Annotated in this window: 18 protein-coding genes and 1 riboswitch; of the genes, 9 read left to right on the top strand and 9 right to left on the bottom strand. The window is 31.6% G+C overall.

From position 1 onward, the window contains the following. Nucleotides 1-2: 2 nt before the first annotated feature. From A5893_RS09315 to A5893_RS09325, 3 genes are all read left to right on the top strand, one after another. Complete coding sequence (locus tag A5893_RS09315) at nucleotides 3-710, top strand: hypothetical protein (protein ID WP_068822295.1); 708 nt, start codon at nucleotides 3-5, stop codon at nucleotides 708-710. Beyond that, complete coding sequence (locus A5893_RS09320; RefSeq protein ID WP_068822296.1) at nucleotides 704-1,309, top strand: HAD hydrolase-like protein; 606 nt, start codon at nucleotides 704-706, stop codon at nucleotides 1,307-1,309. Before A5893_RS09315 ends, A5893_RS09320 begins: the two co-directional genes overlap by 7 nt. 64 nt (nucleotides 1,310-1,373) lie before the next feature. Then, on the top strand, nucleotides 1,374-2,963 hold the full coding sequence (locus tag A5893_RS09325; RefSeq protein ID WP_068822297.1) for a S41 family peptidase: 1,590 nt from the start codon (nucleotides 1,374-1,376) through the stop codon (nucleotides 2,961-2,963). 141 nt (nucleotides 2,964-3,104) lie between these two features. On the opposite strand, the gene A5893_RS09330 is transcribed toward A5893_RS09325, so the two are convergent. Together A5893_RS09330 and A5893_RS09335 are read right to left on the bottom strand one after the other, a co-directional pair. Continuing rightward, complete coding sequence (locus A5893_RS09330; RefSeq protein ID WP_068822298.1) at nucleotides 3,105-4,829, bottom strand: ABC transporter ATP-binding protein; 1,725 nt, start codon at nucleotides 4,827-4,829, stop codon at nucleotides 3,105-3,107. Continuing rightward, the gene (locus A5893_RS09335; protein WP_068822299.1) at nucleotides 4,829-5,533 is read right to left on the bottom strand and encodes a 3'-5' exonuclease; all 705 of its coding nucleotides are present in this window, start codon (nucleotides 5,531-5,533) and stop codon (nucleotides 4,829-4,831) included. The genes A5893_RS09330 and A5893_RS09335 overlap by 1 nt, the downstream gene beginning before the upstream one ends. 283 nt (nucleotides 5,534-5,816) lie before the next feature. Here A5893_RS09335 and A5893_RS09340 point away from each other — a divergent pair, with 283 nt between their 5' ends. Genes A5893_RS09340 through A5893_RS09350 form a run of 3 tightly spaced genes read left to right on the top strand, consistent with a single transcriptional unit; the run spans nucleotide 5,817 to nucleotide 11,557 of the window. Beyond that, a complete protein-coding gene (locus A5893_RS09340) occupies nucleotides 5,817-7,157 on the top strand; it encodes a TolC family protein (protein WP_068822300.1) in 1,341 nt (446 codons plus the stop codon). Nucleotides 7,158-7,177: 20 nt separating this feature from the next. Beyond that, nucleotides 7,178-8,323 (top strand): efflux RND transporter periplasmic adaptor subunit, encoded by a 1,146-nt coding sequence (locus tag A5893_RS09345; RefSeq protein ID WP_068822301.1) that lies wholly within the window; start codon nucleotides 7,178-7,180, stop codon nucleotides 8,321-8,323. A 60-nt stretch (nucleotides 8,324-8,383) separates the two neighbouring features. Beyond that, a complete protein-coding gene (locus tag A5893_RS09350) occupies nucleotides 8,384-11,557 on the top strand; it encodes an efflux RND transporter permease subunit (protein ID WP_068822302.1) in 3,174 nt (1,057 codons plus the stop codon). A gap of 119 nt (nucleotides 11,558-11,676) precedes the next feature. Here A5893_RS09350 and A5893_RS09355 read toward each other — a convergent pair whose 3' ends face one another. The 3 genes from A5893_RS09355 to A5893_RS09365 all read right to left on the bottom strand — a co-directional run bounded on the left by A5893_RS09355 (nucleotide 11,677) and on the right by A5893_RS09365 (nucleotide 15,404). Beyond that, nucleotides 11,677-12,870, bottom strand: coding sequence for a homoserine dehydrogenase (locus tag A5893_RS09355; protein ID WP_068822303.1), 1,194 nt, complete (start codon nucleotides 12,868-12,870; stop codon nucleotides 11,677-11,679). A 288-nt stretch (nucleotides 12,871-13,158) separates the two neighbouring features. Then, a riboswitch (SAM riboswitch) is annotated at nucleotides 13,159-13,261 on the bottom strand. A gap of 146 nt (nucleotides 13,262-13,407) precedes the next feature. Then, nucleotides 13,408-14,268: a hypothetical protein gene (locus A5893_RS09360; protein WP_068822304.1), complete on the bottom strand. Its 861-nt coding sequence runs from the start codon at nucleotides 14,266-14,268 to the stop codon at nucleotides 13,408-13,410. 23 nt (nucleotides 14,269-14,291) lie between these two features. After that, complete coding sequence (locus A5893_RS09365; RefSeq protein ID WP_068822305.1) at nucleotides 14,292-15,404, bottom strand: trans-sulfuration enzyme family protein; 1,113 nt, start codon at nucleotides 15,402-15,404, stop codon at nucleotides 14,292-14,294. Between the two features lie 110 nt (nucleotides 15,405-15,514). Between A5893_RS09365 and mqnE the strand changes: the two genes are divergently transcribed. From mqnE to A5893_RS09380, 3 genes are read left to right on the top strand one after another with little or no spacing between them, the layout of a single operon-like run. Continuing rightward, nucleotides 15,515-16,708 (top strand): aminofutalosine synthase MqnE, encoded by a 1,194-nt coding sequence (gene mqnE / locus A5893_RS09370; protein WP_068822306.1) that lies wholly within the window; start codon nucleotides 15,515-15,517, stop codon nucleotides 16,706-16,708. A gap of 4 nt (nucleotides 16,709-16,712) precedes the next feature. Next, nucleotides 16,713-17,339 carry a histidine phosphatase family protein gene (locus A5893_RS09375; RefSeq protein ID WP_082911385.1) on the top strand — a complete coding sequence of 209 codons (627 nt, stop codon included), beginning with the start codon at nucleotides 16,713-16,715 and terminating at the stop codon, nucleotides 17,337-17,339. Continuing rightward, a complete protein-coding gene (locus A5893_RS09380) occupies nucleotides 17,336-18,076 on the top strand; it encodes a menaquinone biosynthetic enzyme MqnA/MqnD family protein (protein ID WP_068822307.1) in 741 nt (246 codons plus the stop codon). Before A5893_RS09375 ends, A5893_RS09380 begins: the two co-directional genes overlap by 4 nt. Before the next feature lie 40 nt (nucleotides 18,077-18,116). Here A5893_RS09380 and A5893_RS09385 read toward each other — a convergent pair whose 3' ends face one another. The 4 genes from A5893_RS09385 to A5893_RS09400 are packed head-to-tail and all read right to left on the bottom strand — an operon-like array spanning nucleotide 18,117 to nucleotide 20,607. Next, entirely contained in the window at nucleotides 18,117-18,566 is a 450-nt protein-coding gene (locus A5893_RS09385; protein ID WP_068822308.1) for a c-type cytochrome, read from the bottom strand. Nucleotide 18,567: 1 nt separating this feature from the next. Next, complete coding sequence (locus A5893_RS09390) at nucleotides 18,568-19,215, bottom strand: SCO family protein (RefSeq protein ID WP_068822309.1); 648 nt, start codon at nucleotides 19,213-19,215, stop codon at nucleotides 18,568-18,570. A gap of 2 nt (nucleotides 19,216-19,217) precedes the next feature. Beyond that, nucleotides 19,218-19,673, bottom strand: coding sequence for a hypothetical protein (locus A5893_RS09395; protein ID WP_068822310.1), 456 nt, complete (start codon nucleotides 19,671-19,673; stop codon nucleotides 19,218-19,220). Continuing rightward, nucleotides 19,660-20,607: a hypothetical protein gene (locus tag A5893_RS09400; protein WP_157687532.1), complete on the bottom strand. Its 948-nt coding sequence runs from the start codon at nucleotides 20,605-20,607 to the stop codon at nucleotides 19,660-19,662. The genes A5893_RS09395 and A5893_RS09400 overlap by 14 nt, the downstream gene beginning before the upstream one ends. Between the last annotated feature and the right edge of the window lie 19 nt (nucleotides 20,608-20,626).

Genomic DNA, 20,626 nt, shown 5'->3' on the forward strand with positions numbered 1-20,626 from the left:
AATTGAAAATTCTTATTACAAGCCATCAATCTGAGGCAAGCGGAAAATTAGCCTATTTATTAAAAGATTTTGAAATTGTTTTTGGAGATTTATCTATAGATTTTCCGAAAGTTGATAGCGTTTCTTTAGCACATGAAATCTTAAAATTTAGTTTAGATCATTCTATAACTCATATTTATCCTACAAGACACGAAGATTTAGCACCTTTAAGAAAATCGAAAATATTATTTGATGAATTTGATATAAAAATCATGACATCAAATGATGATTTAATTTTTAATAATCCATCTGCAAAAGCAGAAAGTTATGCTTCATTATCTACTAAAATACTCTCATTAGATTATCCAAATCAGAAAATTGCTTTGGGAGACTCAACAGGAAAAGGGAATTTGATTTCAATTGATGATAATGTTAAAGATTTTTCAAATATCTGGATTCAGATAAAATCTATATCTTTTATACAGATGGGGAAACTTTTTAACAATACTAATTTTGAAATAATTCAATTATATACTTTCAATTCAGAAATAAAAAAATCATTCATTTTAATTAACGAAAACCAAGAAGTTAAATTTTTTGAAAATTTCAACAGCAATTTACAAGCAAAGATTATAAGTATAATATTCAATCAAAATTATGTAGGATTTTTTGTGGTAGATTATGATAGTGAGAATATTCTCAGGATAAGAAACGCTGCACTATCATGTTAAAATATCAGGATATCCCTAGCCATAAAAATGTTTTCATATTTGAATTAGATGATGTTTTAATTCCTCAAAAAGATTATGATTTACAGGTTTATTATCTATTCGCAAATTTCATAGAGTATTTAGAGACCTTTCCACCAGCTCAAGAAATGTTAGCCTTTATGGCAAAACGTTATGAAGTTCATGGGCAATATATGATGTTTGATGAAACAGCTAAAGTTTTTGGCTTAGCATCAAAATATAAAGAAAACCTCAGTTTATTATTTACCAATGCAAAACTTACGCTTAAACTTTTATTGTATAAAGAAGCATTAGAATTATTGCAGGAACTTACCATCAACAGAAAACATATTTATTTGTTAACCAGCGGAAACCCACAGCAACAGTTAAATAAAATTACCCAAACAGAATGGCATGGTTTAGATAAATACCTAAAAGTTTATTTTGCTGATGAATTTGAACCTAAACCATTTATAAGCTCTTTAGAATATTTAATTGAAGAAAATAATTTAAAGAAGGATGAGATAATGATTATTTCTAATCATATAGAAGATGAGCAGCTAGCAAAAGTTGCTAAAATTGATTTTATGAAATTCATTTAAGGTGCAATTTTCAGCAAAACTTTTTTTTATATTTATTCGTTCTTAACTAAAAAAAATTGAACCTATGAATAAAATAGTTAAATTATCCTTTGTATTATTCTCTTTTATTCTTTTAGGCACTTCTTGTAAAAAGGATAAGGTTATAAATCCGGATACAAACTCTCAACCTACAGCATCGGGTACCAGAGATGAGCTTTCTAAAGATTCACTTTTTTTGTATGCACAACAAGTTTATTTGTGGAATGATGCTTTGCCTAGCTATGACGTTTTTAATCCTAGAAGCTATTCTTTAAAAAGTAGTATTTTGGGAAATTTGAACGATGAGCTTTATGCTATTACTCAGTTAAAAATTAATCCTACTACTGGAAAACCTTATGAATATATAGCTGATGCAAATGGTGTACAGATTAAGAAACCAAAATATTCTTATATAGAGGATTTAGTGGCAAGTGGTAAAATAACTTTTTTAAATGATTTAAAAGGGTCAGTGGGATTAGATGGAAAAGGTGAAGATTTCGGTTTTGGAGGTTTAGCTGCTGTTGGAAATTCTAGAAATGATTATAAAGTTTATCTAAGATATGTTTCTCCAAGTTCATCTTTGGCAAGCTTTAGAATCGGAAGAGGATCTTACATCAATAAAATTAATGGCAGAACCTTTGGGACTGATTTTGACAATGAGGTTGATTTTATTAACAATAGTATTTTTGATGATAATGCACAAACTATTGCGGTTGGTGGTAAAAGAGCAGATGGAACCTCTTTTGACGTAACTGTAAACAAAACTAAATACACCAGTAGCCCAATTTACAAGGACACTATTTTAACCGTTGGCACTAAAAAAGTTGGATATTTATCTTACGCCAGATTTTCTAGTTCTGATAATTCTCAAGCTGTTTTAAACACTGCGTTTTCAAAATTTGCAGCTCAAGGCATAGAAAATTTGATAATAGATTTAAGATATAACGGGGGCGGTTTTGTCAGTACAGCACAACAAATGATTAATCTTATTGCACCAAATAGTATAAATGGAAAAACAATGTTTTCATTAACCTACAACACTACTATGCAACAAGGTAAAGCTACAATTCTTAAAAATCAACCTAACAGAGATCAGGCCGGTAATATTACATCAGGTACGCAATTTCAAGATGACTATTCCTTAGCTGGAAATACCGTTAAGATTGAAAAATCCGGATCATTAAATAATGTAAGTAAGGTAATATTTATCACAACTGGCAGCACAGCTTCTGCAAGTGAGTTAGTGATCAATAGTTTAAAACCTTACCTAGATGTGAAGACAGTTGGAGCTACCTCTTATGGAAAACCGGTTGGTTTTTTCCCAATAAGAATAGCAAAATTTGATGTTTATATGTCTTCTTTTTTCAGCACAAACTCTGCTGGACAAGGCAATTATTTTGCTGGCTTCACACCTGATTCCCCAAAAACAGATGATGTTTCAAAAGATTTTGGTGACGTTAGCGAATTAAATTTAGCATCAGCTTTGGCTTATATAAATACAGGTGTTTTTACAAACTCTGCTAATAATACCATTACTGTAAATTCTGTGAAGACTCAAGCAAGTCAATTAATGATAAAAAGCATCGGTCAACCTAATTCATTTACAGGAATGATTGATGATTTGCATAAAAAATAGTGTAAACATTATTGTTATTAGGGCGCTTTTACACGCTTTTCACTATATCTTTTATTGCTATTTGCTAAATGGCTATAGCAATAAAAGGATGCCGTTTCAATCGTTAGCGCAAATAAGGGTTCATTTCAATTAAAGGTATTGCTAATAAATCCCTTTTGGGATAGCATTTATCAGTTTTTGAGTGTAAGCTTTTTTAGGATGATGATAAATATCTTCTGGATAACCAATTTCTTCAATTTGTCCATTATTCATTACCATCATTCTATCAGAAACATGCTTTACAACTGCCATATCATGAGAAATGAAAATATAGGTTAGCTTAAATTCTTGTTGTAAATCTTTTAAAAGATTGATGACTTGAGCTTGAACAGAAACATCTAATGCAGAAACACATTCATCGCAAATAATTAGTTTAGGTTTTAATGCCAATGCTCTTGCAATTACAATTCTTTGTCGTTGCCCGCCAGAAAACTCATGAGGATAACGGTTAAATTGCTGGGCTGTTAATCCAACTTTTTCCATCAAATTAATAATGTAGTCTTTCCTCTCTTGATAATTAGTTAAGATTTTGTGAACTACTAAAGGCTCAATTAAAGCTTCTCCAATTGTTTTTACTGGATTAAGCGAAGAATATGGATCCTGAAAAATAATTTGAATATCCTTTCTTAACGGACGCATTTCTTTTTCATTCAAATTAGAAATATCAACTTCATTGAATATGATTTTTCCACTTGTAGGCTCAATCAATTTTAAAATCGTTCTGCTTAAAGTAGTTTTTCCGCATCCACTTTCTCCAACTAAACCAAAAGTTTCTCCGGTAAAAACTTCAAAACTTACATCATTTACGGCTTTTGTAAAATTATCGGCTTTGCCAAAAAATGATTGATTTTTTGGAAACCATGTGTTCAAATTTTCAACTTTTAATATTCTTGGTTGCAGATAAAGCAGTTTTCTTTTTTGAGAAATTTCACCATCATCAACTTTTAATTGTTGTTGTAAGTCTTCAATTGTTATTGCATTAGTAGTAAACTGGCCATTTTTCTCTGATGTAAAATCTGAAATGGTTGGTAATTTTTTAAGCTGCAACCTTGGATTTGGTCTGCAAGCCAGTAAACCTTTAGTATAAGGATGTTGTGGATTAAGGAAAATATCTTTTGCAGTTCCTTGCTCCACAATTTGTCCTTTGTTCATCACTAAAATTTTATCTGCAATTTCACCTATTACGCCTAAATCATGAGAGATAAAAATCATACTCATATTTCTTTCTAACCTGATGCGTTTTAATAATTCTATAATGTTTTTTTGAACAGTTACATCTAAAGCTGTGGTTGGCTCATCGGCGATTAAAATTTGAGGATTACAAGCCAAAGCCATGGCAATCATTACCCTTTGTTTTTGCCCGCCTGAAATTTGATGGGGATATTCATCGAAAACTTCTTGCGGCTCTGGTAATTTTACCTCCTCAAAAAGCTGGATAGTTTTTTCTTTTGCTTGTTTTTTATTTATTTTTAAATGGAGGATGATGCTTTCTGTTATTTGCTTTCCACATTTCATTAAAGGATTTAATGAGGTCATGGGTTCCTGGAAAATCATGGCAATTTTGTTTCCTCTATATTGCTGCATTTCCTTTTCAGGAATCTCTAATAGATTTTTATCATCAAATAATATTTCGCCAGTAATTTTAGCGTTGGCTTCCAGTAACCTCATAATGGCTAAAGAAGTTACAGATTTCCCAGAACCTGATTCGCCAACCAAACCTATAATCTCACCTTTATTAAGTTGCAATGAGATATGATCTATAGCTTTAAATTGGCTTTCTTCTGATTTAAAAGAAATTTCTAAATTGTTGATTGTTAATTGAGCCATTAATCTACAAAGGTAACATCATCATCGGTGGTAAATGGCAAACCTTTAAAACGCTGAATTAGCCGAGCGGTTGTAATTACATCTTTCTGGCAGTAAGTTTTTATGCGCTCTAAGTCATTTTCAATCCAATAAACCTCACCAACCATACTTCCATCAATATCATCTTTTGGTGTTGGAATATTAAAAATTGCAGCTAGTAAATTTAATGATGTATAGTTTTTATAATCGCCAAACTTCCACAGTTCCATTGTATCTAAATGATTAATCTCCCAAGGCTTTTTACCTACAATATTTAATTGAGCCGGAATCTCTAAACCGCTAATCAACATTCTTCGGCATAAATAAGGAAAATCAAATTCTTTTCCGTTATGTGCGCACATAATCAAGTTTGATGGTTGGGTGCTTAACAGTTGATTAAATTCTATTAATAGATCAGTCTCATTATGGCTATAAAATGATTTAATCCGTAGCTTTTTATCATTCACAAAAATACCTACAGAAATACAGATTATTTTTCCAAATTCTGCCCAAATGCCTGCTCTTCCATAAAACTCTTCAGCCGTTTCTTGATTTTTGCGTTGATAAGTAGTTTTTAAATCCCAAAGTTTCTGAAGATGGGAGGGAAGCTCATCAAAATATCTGTATTGAGGAACAGTTTCAATGTCTAAAACTAAAACACTCTGTAAGTCTAATTGAGATAACATAATGTTAAATTAAATAAAAATTTTATAATCACCTGTATTTGATGACGTAACCATGAAAGAACCCTAAAGAAATATAAAAATAATGTTACAGTGTTTAATTAAGATAACAATCCATATTTAATTATGTTGAACTTATAATGCAACTAATGAAATTGGTTATTTATTAATTTTATAACAAAACTATGGCAGTTTTTTTAAAAGTATTAAAATTTAAAAGATTTATGTTTGCAATCTCACCAAATTTGGTGCAATTTTTATTAAAGAAATTAAGTTTTTTAGATATATGAACAATTACATAGGCAAGCTAACGATAAAGTTGTCTTTTATTATTCTTGGCTTAATAATTCCATTTTTTAGTTGGTCACAAACTATTGTTAAAGATAGTTTATTGCAAAAAGTAACATTAAATGATGCGATTCAATATGCGTTAAATAGTCAGCCTACAATTCAACAAGCATATTTAGATGAAAAAATTACAGAATCTACAATCAAGACAAAATTGGCAGATTGGTATCCTCAAATAAATTTTAATTATAATTTACAGCATAATTTTTTAGTTCAAACTTCAATAATTGGTGGTAATCCTGTACAATTAGGAGTTGATAACACTTCTAGCGCACAATTTACAGCTTCGCAAAACATCTTTAATAGAGATGCTTTGTTAGCTTTAAATACAAAAGGAGATGTTCTTTTACAATCAAAACAAAACACGGTAAATAACAAAATAAATTTAGTTGTTAATGTTTCAAAAGCATTTTATAATGTTTTGTCAACCTTACAACAAATTAAGATTTCCAATTCAAATATCATCAGGTTAGAAAGGAGTTTAAGTGATGCATTTAATCAGTACGAAGCTGGCATCACAGATAAAATCGATTATAAAAGAGCAACAATTACCTTAAACAATACCAAAGCAAATCAAAAAAGCAATGAAGTTTTATTGAAGGCGAGAATAGAATTTTTAAAATCTTTGATGAACTATCCTGAAAAGGAAAAATTAAATGTTGTTTACGATAGTTTGCAATTAGAAAATGAGGTTTTTATTGATACCACGCAAAATTTAAACGTTAATAATAGAATAGAATTTGCACAATTACAAACTCAAAAAAGACTACTTAATGCTAATTTAAGTTATAACAAATGGAGTTTCTTACCTTCAATAGCAGCAAACGGGGCGTACAATTTTAATTATCAAAACAATAATTTCGGCGATTTATACAATCGTAACTTTCCCAATTCTTACGCTGGTATCACTTTAGGTTTGCCAATTTTTCAAGGAGGTAAAAGGAGAGAAAACATTAACATTGCCCAATATTGGTTAAGACGTAATGAACTTGATTTAGAAGTTTTTAAAAATGATGTAAATTCAGAATATCAACAAGCTTTATCAACCTACCAAAGTAATTTTGCTAATTATTTGGCTCTTAAAGAGAACATGAGTTTAGCAAAAGAGGTTTATGATGTAGTTAATTTACAATATAGATCTGGCATTAAAACTTATTTAGAAGTAATTGTTTCTGAAACAGATTTACGCACTTCACAAATCAACTATTTTAATGCGGTTTATCAACTATTAATCAGCAAGGTTGATGTTGAAAAAGCATTAGGACAAATTAAATATTAAAATATTAATCAATAACGTATATGTTATCCAAAAAATCAATAACTCTTTTAGCTTCAACACTTTTGTTTTTTTTGTTTTCCTGTGGAAACAAAAATGATAAATCCGCAGCCCCAGTACCAGCTACGCAAGTAACTGTAGAAAGCGTTAAGTTTATAAATGCAGCCTATTTTGATGAATATCCTGGAACTGTTGTAGCTTTAAATCAAATAGAATTACGTCCGCAAGTAAGTGGAAATATCACTGGGGTTTATTTTAAAGATGGCGATAAGGTTTCTAAAGGTCAGTTATTATACAGTATTGATAATCAGCTATACCAAGCAAATTATCAACAAGCAGTAGCTGGTTTGCAAGTACAAAAAGCCAATTTAAATAAGGCACAAAAAGATGCCGACCGCTACCATGAGTTAGATAAGAAAGATGCAATAGCAAAACAATTGGTTGATAATGCAGATGCGGCTTTGCAAGTTGCTAAAGAACAAGTTTCTGCAGGTAAGGCAAACATTAATGCGGTGCAAACCAATGTGAAGTATACTAAGGTTTATGCTCCTTTTGATGGGATTATTGGTATTTCTCAAGTTAAAGTTGGTACTGCAGTTGCAACAGGACAAACCATTTTAAATACCATTTCCACAGTTGGAGAATTAGCGGTTGATTTTAATATTGATCAAAAAGAAATTTATCGTTTTAACAAGTTGTTAAACGACAAACAGAATCTAAGCGACTCTACTTTCACACTGGCATTTGGTGAAGATGTTTATCCAAGTCCCGGTAAACTTTCTTTGTTAGATAGAGCTGTTAATCCTCAAACAGGAACTATAAAAGCTAGACTTATTTTTCAAAACAATAAAAATATGCTAATTGCTGGGATGAATGGTACTGTTAGGGTTAAAAATAACGGAGGTTCAAAATCTATTTTAGTTCCTTACAAAGCCGTAACAGAGCAATTGGGAGAGTTTTTTGTTTACGTTCCTGGCGATAGTAGCAAAGTTTCTCAACGCAAAGTGCTTTTAGGGAAAACCATTGATAAAAATGTAATTGTAAAAGACGGTTTAAAAGAGGATGATAAAATTGTAGTGGAGGGCGTTCAAAATTTAAGAGAAGGTTCAGTTATTACTACCGAAGCTCCAAAACCTCAAGATCCAAATCAAAAACCAGCAGGTAAGTAATTTATTATCAGCTAAGTATTTCATTATAATATCGCATTGGCGAATAATTAAAATAGATAAATGATATCAGATGTATTTATAAAAAGACCGGTAACTGCAATAGTTATTTCTGTTGTGATTGTATTGGTTGGGTTAATTTCTATGCTCAATTTGCCCATTGCGCAATATCCTGATATAACGCCTCCTTCCGTTTCCATTACAGGAAATTTTACTGGTGCCGATGCTCAAACTGTTGAACAAACCACTACTACAGCAATTGAAACTCAGGTAAATGGTACTCCAGGAATGACTTATATGTCGAGTAATTCTACCTCAAGCGGTCAAAGTTCTATTAATGTAAATTTTGAATTAGGTACAGATATTAATAACGCAGCAGTTGAAATACAAAATAGAGTTAGAGTTGCAGAACCAAGATTACCAGATGCTGTAAAAAATTTAGGATTAACAGTTGCCAAAAAAAATCCGAGTATCATGGTTGCATTGGCATTTTACTCGCCAAAAGGCACTCATGATGCTACATTTGTTGGTAATTATGCCAATTTATATGTTAAGGATGCGCTCCAAAGAGTAAAAGGAGTTGGAGATATTGTTTCTAGGGCAGATGAATTTAGCATGAGGGTTTGGCTAAATCCAGAGAAATTGGCCAACTTAAATTTAACCACAACCGATATTTTAAATTCTTTAAGAGAGCAAAATTTACAAGTCGCAGCAGGAACCATCGGGGGAAACCCACAACCTAACACCCAAACTTTTGAATATAGCGTTTTAACAAATAGTAGGTTAAACAAACCCGAGCAGTTTGAAAACATCATTGTAAGAACAGTTCCTTCTGATGGGACCGTGGTTTACTTAAAGGATGTTGCAAGAGTAGAGTTGGGTAAATTTGATTACGGGTCTAATGCTTTTGTTAACGGTAAGCCAGCAGCATTTGTTTTAATTTATCAAGCACCGGGGGCAAATGCACTTGATACTTATAAAGGATTAAATGAAGCTTTATTGAAGTTAAAAAAATCTTTTCCAAAAGATATTGATTATGTAATGCCATTAGAAACGGTTTCCGTTGTAAAAGTTTCTATGAACGAAGTTGTTCACACTTTGTTAGAAGCATTGGTTTTAGTGGTTATTGTGGTTTTCTTGTTTTTGCAAAACTGGAGAGCAACATTAATTCCTGTTTTAGCTATTCCAGTATCGTTAATCGGAACATTTATCTTTTTTATTCCATTCGGTTTTACCATCAATACACTTACTTTATTTGCCTTTGTATTAGCAATAGGTATTGTGGTTGATGATGCAATTGTTGTGGTAGAGGCGGTTCAGCATTATATTGATCATAATAAATTATCTCCTAAAGAAGCAACTCAACGGGCGATGAAAGATATATCAGGACCAGTTATAGCCATTGCATTAATTTTAGCTGCGGTTTTTGTTCCTGTGGGATTTTTACCCGGAATCGTTGGTCGTTTATACCAACAGTTTGCAATCACCATTGCAGTTTCTGTAATTATTTCTGCCTTTGTAGCTTTATCTCTAACTCCCGCTTTATGCGTAATTATGCTAAAGCCATCTAAAGGTAAGGATGATGAAAAAAATTGGTTAGATAAATTTTTTATCTGGTTTAATAAAGGCTTTGATAGATTTAATAGATCATATACAAAAGGAGTTGCATCATGGATTAGAGCTACCCCAAAAGTATTGATCATGATGGTCTGTTTATTTGTTGCCCTGTTTTTCTTATTCAAAAATAAACCATCTGGCTTTGTACCGCAAGAAGATGAAGGTAGATTATATGTTACTTATGAGATGCAGGAAGCTGCATCAACTACCAGAAGTAAAAGCATGTTGGTAGAAATCCAAAAGAGATTAAAGCAAATACCTGGAGTTAAAACAGTTGGTGGTTTGGCTGGATTAAACATCATCAGTTTCTCTAATAAATCTAACGCCGGTACAATCTTCGTTTTATTAGACCCTTGGGAAGATAGAACAAGCAAGGAATTACAGCTGACAAATATTATGGCAGAAATTCAGAAGAAAACTGCGGATATTAAGGAAGCGAGAGTTTTAGCAATTGGGCCACCAGCTATTCCGGGTTTAGGTGCAACTGCAGGTTTTACTTTCGAGTTGCAGCAAACTACCAGTGCAGATGATATCAAAAAATTTGATGCAGTAGCCAAAAAGTTTTTAGCAGCCGTAAACAAAAGACCAGAAATAGGAAAAGCCTATACGTTTTTTAGCACCAATACGCCTAGTTATCAAATTAATGTTGATAAGGAAAAGGTTAAAAAATTAGGAGTTCCTTTAAATGATGTTTATAGCACTTTATCAACTTTGCTAGGAAGTTCTTATGTGAATGATTTTAATTTATATGGCAGAAACTTTAGGGTTGTAGCTCAGGCTGATAGCACTTATCGTTCTTCAATTGATGAATTAATGAAATATTATGTAAGAAATAGCAGAGGTGAGATGATACCAATTGGTTCTTTAGTTACAACAAATGTGATTGAAAGTCCATCTTTAATTTCTCATTATAATATCTATCGTTCTATTGAAATTAACGGATCACCTGCTGCAGGTGTTAGTAGTGGTGATGCTATTAAAGCTTTACAAGAAGTAGCAGCAACAGAATTGCCAGAAGGTTATGGTTATGAATTTTCTGGCTTAAGCCGAGAAGAAGTTTCGGCCGGAAGTAGTTCTACTTTGATTTTCGGTTTATCTTTAGTGTTTGTATTCTTGTTTTTAGCAGCGCTTTATGAAAGCTGGTCCATCCCATTTTCGGTATTATTTGCCGTACCAATTGGTGCTTTTGGTTCGATCTTGATATTAACTTTTATCCCAAGTATTAGCAATAACATTTATGCTCAAATTGGTTTAATCACCTTAATAGGTTTGGCTGCAAAGAATGCGATTTTAATTGTAGAATTTGCCAAAGAACGCGTTGATAAAGGAGTAAATATTTTAACAGCAACACTTCAAGCAGTAGATTTAAGATTAAGACCAATCATCATGACTTCTTTAGCATTTATTTTAGGAGTATTACCTTTAGTTTTTGCGAGTGGTGCCGCAGCAGAATCAAGAAGAACTATTGGATTTACGGTTTTTGGTGGGATGTTAGCAGCAACCTCTTTAGCGATATTTGTAGTGCCAGTTTTGTTTGTTTTGATTACCAAAATAGCTTACGGTAAAAAGCTTAAAAAATTAGAAACTGATGCAGAAAAAAGAGATAGGTTGTTTTCTTAACTAGGTTATTAAATTATTATAAAGCCCTTTAAATAAATGTTTAAAGGGCTTTTTCTATCAAACAAAAAGCCGATAATTTCTTATCGGCGTCTTAAACAAAAATTAATCAAAAAAAATCTTTAGGCTTTATAGTTTCCTGTATCCGCTATAAAAGCGCCATCATTTAAAATTAAATCTTTTGCTGCTGCAATATCAGCTAGTTTAATATCACCAATTACATAATGATAATCTTTTGATGAAAAGCTTTCAATAATGTCTATAAAAGGCAATTTATTTACGAAACCTTCTTCGTTAAACCTTAAATAAACTTGTAGAATTTCCTCATTATTAAACTGAACTTTTTTCTCTATTAACGTTTTTTTATACTCGTATCTGTAATCATATCGCAAGGCAGAAACATCAGAAAAGACAGCTGCACCTGTTGGATGTCCGCCTGCACCCTTCCCAAAAAAGAATTGCTGATCGGCAAAGGCAGCTTGAACGCTAACGCCATTATATTCGTTTTCTACGTTGAAAAGAAAATCTTCTTTTTTAACTAATTTTGGTAAAACATAAATGCTTACTTCGCTATCATTTTGTTTTTTCGCCACAGGAACAAGCTTTATCTTCTGACCTTTTTCCCTAGCATATTGCAAATCACTCAGCTGTAAATTTTGAATACCAATATTCATGATTTTAGCTGGATCAATAAATAATCCATAAGCATGAGCTGCAGCAATGGCAACCTTATATTTAGCATCATAACCACCAACATCTAAAGTTGGGTCGGTTTCTGCAAAGCCTAAATCCTGTGCCTCTTTTAAAGCATCATTATAGGATTGATTCTCATTAAATACCTTAGAGAGAATAAAGTTAGAAGAACCGTTAAAAATCCCACTAACCGCATAAAGCAATTCATTATCGTAATATTCCTCTAAATTTCTGATAATTGGAATACTTCCACAAACCGCACCTTCATATAATAAAGAAGTTCCGTGTTCTTTTTGGAAAGCAACCAACTCATCTAAATGCTCGGCAATCATTTTTTTATTTGCCGAAACCACATTTTTACCATTTTGCAAAGCATAAGAAACAATCTCGTATGCGGCATCAGCATCATTAATCAATTCAATAATGGTATTGATTTCAGGGTCTTTTAAAATCTCCCACTTATCTGTAGTGAAAAGATTGTCTGGTAAAGTCCTTTTTTTAGCTGGATCTTTTATGGCGATTTTCTTGAATTCCAGGTTTAAGTTTCTACTCAAAGAAATATCGTATAAACCTTGCCCTACAACTCCAAATCCAAACAGACCTATATTTAATTTTTTACTCATTTCGTGTTATTTTTATTTCTACTTTTTATATTGATTAGAGTATCAAATGCTAAAATTTCTAATTTAATTGCTTTATTAACATTTTAATATTTTAATTTTTTATGATGTTTGATTTGATTTTTATAATTAATTGGAAGGATGCTTTTCGAAAGCGATACAATTAATTTACAGTTTAACTCATGAAGTAACACATACAAATAGTAGAACTAAATGATGCAAATACCAAATTAATCTCTTTTGAGATTGATAAAAGGTTTACTGTTGAATTGTTTGTTTCCATGTCTTTTAAATTTATAGCTCCCAAATGGGCTAGGAATTGGCACCTTCTCTTTTATGCTAAGGGTTGCCAGTGGATCTGTGAGCCTAATCTCTCGCCACTTCTGTATAAATCAAGACCTGTTTTTAATTGAGGAATTGATTTTTGGTATCTCAACCAAATGATATTTCAAATATAAGGTAGAAATCAGTTGATTTCCAAATTATATTTTGTTTTATTTTTTAAATTTATAATTATTTAGAAAATGAAGTACGTTCCTGTTACTCATCAATAGGCTTTATGTATGCCCAATCTCTAATAGATTCAAATTTCTTAAAACTTTCTATTGCAGATGGGTGAGATATTAATGATTTTACAGAAACTTCGGGTATTAAATCATCAGCTATTCCATTCCTTATAAATATGAAATTATAACCCAATTCATTACCTCCTACTAAACGATAACCTTTCTTTTTGCCTAATTTTTGCATTGCTGTTGGTGATGCACCATGATAGACAGGATGTTTTCCTGGATATGAATAATTAGCGTCATAAGGAACTATAATATCATTATAACCAAATTCTATATGTGTCTCTATAATTACCACTTTTGGATTTATAATAGATAAAGCATTCCAAATCCAGTAATCGTTACCATCAATATCTATCGACAAAAAATCAATATCTTTTTTAAAGCCTGCATTTTCTATAGTTTCATTGATATTTTCTGCTGTAACTTTTGAAAGCACAAATTTTGGAGGATGAGCAAATGGAGTTGGATATTTTTTAAAGAAATTAATTCCTCTTTTAATGCTATTTTTATTACCATCTATAAATAATCCATGCCAACCAAAATTAAAAATAAGATTTGCTGCATTGCTGTTTACACCATCATCAGAACCAATTTCTATAAAAGTTTTATTTCCCATGCCAATAGTGGAAAATATAAAAAGTAATTTACCATCTTCTTCTTGATGCGAAAATACTCTAAAACCTGTATCAATTATTGATGGAACATCTTTCTGTTTAACCTTATCTTGATAATAATGAAATAACTGACGTTGACTTATCTGAACATTTGGATTAAATCTGTTTCTAATTTTTAGAATTAAAAATTTATCTTTTAAAATCTTTTTTATCATCTTATAAAATTTATAAATGTTAACTACAAAACACTTTCCAAATCACTAATCAAATCATCAATATGCTCTAAACCAACCGAAACTCTTAATAAATTCTTGGGTGTTTTGGTATCTGGTCCTTCAACGGAATAACGATGTTCTATTAAACTTTCGACTCCACCTAAACTGGTTGCTTGGGTAAAAATTTTAAGATTATTAACTATTTCTTTTGCTTTATCTTCACCACCTTTTACCAAAAAAGATAACATTCCTCCATAAGAAAGCATTTGTTTACTTGCTAAATCATGTTGTGGATGTGATTTTAATCCTGGATAAAAAACAGCTTCTACGGATTCATGCGCTTCTAAAAAATCGGCTAAAGCCTGAGCATTTGCAACATGACCACGCATACGATAAGGCAAAGTTTTGATTCCTCTAGTCACTAAATAACAATCAAAAGGAGAGGGAACAGCACCTCCATAACCTTGTACAATTTTTATCTTTTCCCAAAATGAATCTTTTTCTTTAGTTACTAAAATTCCACCCGTAACATCAGAATGACCATTTAGGTATTTTGTTGTGGAGTGCATCACAATATCAGCTCCTAAACTTATAGGTTGCTGACACATTGGCGAGGCAAATGTATTATCAACTGCAAAAATTAATTGATGTTCTTTTGCGATGTGTGCAATTGCTTCAATATCACAAAGTTTTAAAAGAGGATTTGAAGGCGTTTCCGCCCAAATTAATTTAGTTTCTCTTTTTATAGTATTAAAAATTAGTTCAATATCGGTTAAATCAATAAAATCAAAAGTTAAAATTCCTTTAAACATCAATTTCAATTGATTTCTTAAACCGTGATACATATCATCCGGACCAATAATATGGCTTCCAGGTTCTAAAGCTTGGAAAACTGACATTCCAGCTGCATTACCTGTTGCAAAAGCACAAGCATCAGCTCCATTTTCTAAAGCAGTAACTACATTTTCTAAAGATTTACGGTTAGGATTATCTGAACGAGAATATATATAACCACCTGGATAATCACCATTTTCACCTCTTTCAAAAGTAGAGGATAAAGTAATTGGTTGTATGGCAGCTTTAGTATCTGAATCTATTTTATTACCAGCGTGGATAGCTTTAGTTTCGATATTCATATTTGAAATTATTATTAATAATGATTCAAACTTAATAAAAGCAATCTTGTTTTACATTCATATCACGTAATAAAAAGCTATTTTTATTATTTTGCACAATATTCAAGAATATGAATTCAGAACATCAGTTAGAAACAATTCTTCAAGATAAAAATCTCCTAGAAAACCATCGAATAATTGCCCAAAAAGTTAAGGATAATCAAAGGATTTCTTTTGATGAAGGGGTTTATCTTTTTGAAAAATGCGATTTACCATTTGTAGGAGTTCTTGCAAATTATATCCGCGAAAAGCGGCATGGAAATAATACATATTTCAATAGAAATTTCCATATAGAACCTACAAATCTTTGTGTTTACGATTGTAAATTTTGCTCTTATTCTGTTTTGATTAAAGAGCGTTCTGAAGGTTGGGAATATACAATGGAAGATATGCTCAATATCGTAAAAAAATATGATAATGAGCCAGTTACCGAAGCACATATTGTTGGTGGGGTTTTGCCTCAATATGATATGGCTTTTTATCAGAAATTGTTTTCTGAAATTAAAAAACACCGTCCTGATTTACATGTAAAAGCTTTGACACCAGTAGAATATCACTATATATTTAAAAAAGCTAAAGTAGATTACGCAACTGGAATGAAGTTGATGAAAGAATCTGGATTAGAATCAATGCCAGGTGGTGGTGCAGAAATCTTTCATCCAGAAATCAGGGAGCAAATAGCAAAAGATAAGTGCAACGCTGATCAGTGGTTGCAAATACATGAAGAATGGCATAAATTAGGAATGCGTTCTAATGCAACTATGCTTTACGGACATATTGAGCAATTTTGGCATCGTGTTGACCATTTGGAAAGACTTAGAGATTTGCAAGATAAAACTGGCGGTTTTCAAACTTTTATCCCATTAAAATTCAGGAATCAAGATAATCAAATGTCTAATGTGCCAGAATCTACGGTAGTAGAAGATCTGCGTAATTATGCCATCTCTAGAATTTACCTTGATAATTTTGATCATATCAAAGCTTATTGGGCTATGATAAGTAGAAGTACAGCACAACTTTCTTTAAATTTTGGTGTAGATGACATTGATGGTACTTTAGATGATACCACAAAAATTTACTCCATGGCTGGTGCCGAGGAAAAACACCCTGCGATGAGTACAAAAGATCTTGTAAAATTGATTAAGGAAGTCGGTAAAAAACCAATTGAAAGAGATACTCTTTATAATGTAGTGACCGATTATGAAAATGTAGTTTTTGAAGATGAGGTAAAACCTAAATATTATGCTTTACCCGTTTTAAATTAATTTAATGAGCCAAATAAAAAAGACACTTTATATTATTCGCCATGGCGAAACTGATTTTAACAAAAATGGGATTGTACAAGGTAGGGGAGTTAATTCACAATTAAATGCTACAGGAATCGCACAAGGAGAAGCTTTTTATGAAATGTATAAAGATGTTCCTTTTGATAAGCTTTACGTTTCTAAACTTGTGCGTACCGGACAAACTGTTTCAAAATTCATCGAAAAAGGTTTGCCTGTTGAGCGGTTTTCTGGTTTAGATGAGTTAGCCTGGGGTAAATATGAAGGGCAAAAAAGTACGCCAGAACTTCGCGAAGATTTTAAAAAATTGATTCAAAATTGGGCTCAAGGTAATTATGATGTGAAGACAGAAGGTGGGGAAAGTCCTAATGAAGTTTTTACTCGTCAGACTAAGGCCATGGAAGAAATCATGAGCCATAAGGATGAGAAGGTTATTTTGATTTGTATGCATGGAAGAGCAATGAGGCTCTTACTTTGTCAATTAATGAATCAATCTTTAGATAAAATGGATAATTATCCACATCAAAACACTTCACTTTATGTTTTAGATTATGATGGTCAAGACTTTCATATCCAAACATTTAATAGTTTAGCGCACCTAAAAAATTTATGATTAAAATATCAGCGGTAAGCTACACCAATACCATTCCTTTTATTTACGGTTTACAACATCATCCTATAAAAAAAGAAATTGATTTAAGTTTAGATGTACCCAGTTTATGTGCCGAAAAACTGATTGAAAACAAAGTTGATATTGGTTTAATTCCCGTAGCTGCAATTTTAGATTTACCAGAACACCATATTATTTCTGATTATTGCATTGGAGCAAATGGAGCTGTTAACTCTGTTTTTATTTTTAGTAATTGCCCTATTGAAGATGTTCAATATTTGCAATTAGATCCTCAATCTAGGTCTTCAAATAATTTAGCTTTGGTTTTATTAAAAAACTATTGGAAAGTAAAACCAGAATTGGTATCCAAAGCTAAAGAATACGGAAGATCTTCACATCCAAAAACCGCTTTTGTTCAAATTGGTGATCGTACTTTTGGGAAAATTAACCAACATTCTTTTGTTTATGATTTAGCTGCAGAATGGAAAAGTTTTACAGGATTAGAATTTGTTTTTGCAGCTTGGGTAAGCAATAAAAAACTAGAAGATTCTTTTATAGATAAATTAAATGCAGCTTTAAAGTTAGGATTAGATAGCCGATTAAAGATTTTCGAAAATATGGAAATGCGAAAAGATTTTGATTTGGTTGATTACCTAATGCATAAAATAGATTATCGTTTAACAGATAATAAAAAAGAGGCGTTGGCACTTTTTCATAAATACATGAGAGAATTAGCATAATAGCTATTTTTATAGTTCTTATAAATTACCTTAAAATTATTTATATAACAACCTTAACTGTATCTCTACTGCAATCAATCAGGTTTTTTTCAATCTCTTTCACATCAAAAATTCCTTGTTTGTTTCCAAAAGAATTGGTGATGTAGGTAAGTATCTTAGCTAAATCAATGGATGCTAAATGTTTTTCGGCAGGCATTTTACCATCATATTGTTTCCCATTGATGGTTATCGTATTAGAAAGCCCATAAACAATATAACAAGCCAACATTTTACGGTTAGTTTTTAAATAAGTAGTATCGCTTAAGGGAGGGATTAAACTAGCTAAACCATTGCCATCGTCCATGTGGCAACTTTGGCAATGGTCTTTATACATTTGTAAACCATCAGAATAATAACGTTGATATTTTATACTATCCTCGTTTACACAAGCACTAAAAAATACAGTAAAAGTGATGGCTAAAAACGAAATTAAAATGATGATTTTTCTCATGCTATTTTTTATGATATTCGGTTAATAGAATATCCATATCTTTACTCATTTGTGCCACCTGATTTTTATCCGTTCCGTCGTAAGCACCTCTAATGCGTTTATCTTTATCAACTAACAAAAAATATCCAGAATGTTCGTACCCGCCTGGGATGCTATCATTTTGTTTTGAATAAGACATATAACCATCTTTAGCTAACAAATAAACAGAATCTTTACTTCCTAATAAAAAGCTCCATTGTGTACCTTTAACTCCTAGTTTGTCGGCGTATTTTTTCAAAACAGGAATGGTATCATGTTTTGGGTCTATTGTATGCGAAAGAAATCTTACTTCTTGATTGTCTTTAAATTTCTCATAAACGGTTAGTAAATTTTTGCTCATGATAGGGCAAATAGATGGGCAGGAGGTAAAAAAGAAATCAGCAACGTAAATGCTATTTTTTAAAGAATCATTATTAATGATTGCACTATCCTGATTCATAAAACTAAAAGCGGGAATAGTCTGATAAACAGTATCTATAACAGTTTTGCCATTAACAATTTTTTCCACTGGTTCTCTGCTACCTAATATGGGCAATTGTTTTGGAGCTGAATTACAGGCAAATAAAAATAGTGAACCAGTAAATAAAACTAATAATGAGGGAATTTTCATAATTATTTCAATTTAGAAATTAAACTGTTACTGTTAGAAAGAGATTTGTTAAACATTGTTTTAACAGAATCTATTTTTATTTTTTGACTTTCTAAATATTGAGCAATTTCTTTGGAAGATTTGCCAGTATAATCTGGGTTAAAACCATTCATCCATTTCATCATGGCATCATCAGCATTAGTAAGCGCTAATTTTTGATCAGCGATTTCTGCTTTTAATTGGGCTGTATCTAAAGAGTTATTTGCTTTTTTTAAACTATCTAAATTTGATGATAATTTAGTAAGCATCATTCTTTTATCGGTTAATTTACCCATATCCATCATTAAAGAATCATGTACAGCCATTACTTCGGTTTGTAATTTTTTCTGCTCTGCTTTTTGATCCTTGCAGCTTGAAAAACCAATAATGGTAATTCCTAAAATGATGGTAATGCTATTTTTTATATTAATTAATGGCATAATAAAGTTGTTTTAAATTGTAAGTAATTCCTAAAGTTAAACGTCCGCTGCTGCGGGGATGATCTGTTTGAGCTGACCAAGCATTTGTTTGAAAACTGGTATTGATGCCGATATTTTTTACAAATATATCTAATCCTGCGCCAGCCATTAAATTATTTGTCTCATGTTCTCCTGTTAGTTTACCTTGATATTTTTCTCCTTTGGTAAATTCATAACTAGTTTGCACAGAGGGGATGATTTTTATGTTTTTATCGATGTCAATCTTTCTAAAAACGCTAAGAAAAGAGGTGGTGCTATTTGCGATTGATTCTTGATCAGAATTTCTACCATTAAATTTATAAGTGCTGTTGATACTTGCCCCCCAATTTTTTATCCCAATAATATAATTAGCGTAAACAAAACCATCTATACTTCCTGTGCCGGGCTGAAAAGGATTAGAATAAGTTAAACCCTGATCACTTTTAACAAGATTATTTGCAGTTGGTATTTTGATTCCTGCACCGGTTATTAATCTCTGATTGATGGTTTTTTGATCCAGTTTTCTAAGTAAATGATAACCTGCATATAAAGTTATATCGCCTAAACCAGAAATAGTAGAAGTTTGATTATTGTATTTTTCACTATTATTGAGATAGGGAATTATCGCATTTATTTCTAAACGTTTTTGTATAAAATAGCGACCACGTATCTCGGTTGTTCTATAAATTTCATAATCGCCAAGCAACCCATTATGATTTCCGAGTGGATTATTTGTTTGATTGGCTTGAGGGAAAAACGAACTTTCATCTGGAAAAAACTGTTGATCTTGACCAAAATACCCGTTGTATGAGCGATATCTATAAAAAACACCTAAACTGCTCACATTATCATAAGGAGTAATTCCCATAAAACAACCACAAATATCGCAGGCAAATGTGGAACTACCGCAGAGCATTAAAAAAATGATTAATATT

Source organism: Pedobacter psychrophilus (assembly GCF_001652725.1).
Classification (GTDB): Bacteria; Bacteroidota; Bacteroidia; order Sphingobacteriales; family Sphingobacteriaceae; genus Pseudopedobacter; species Pseudopedobacter psychrophilus.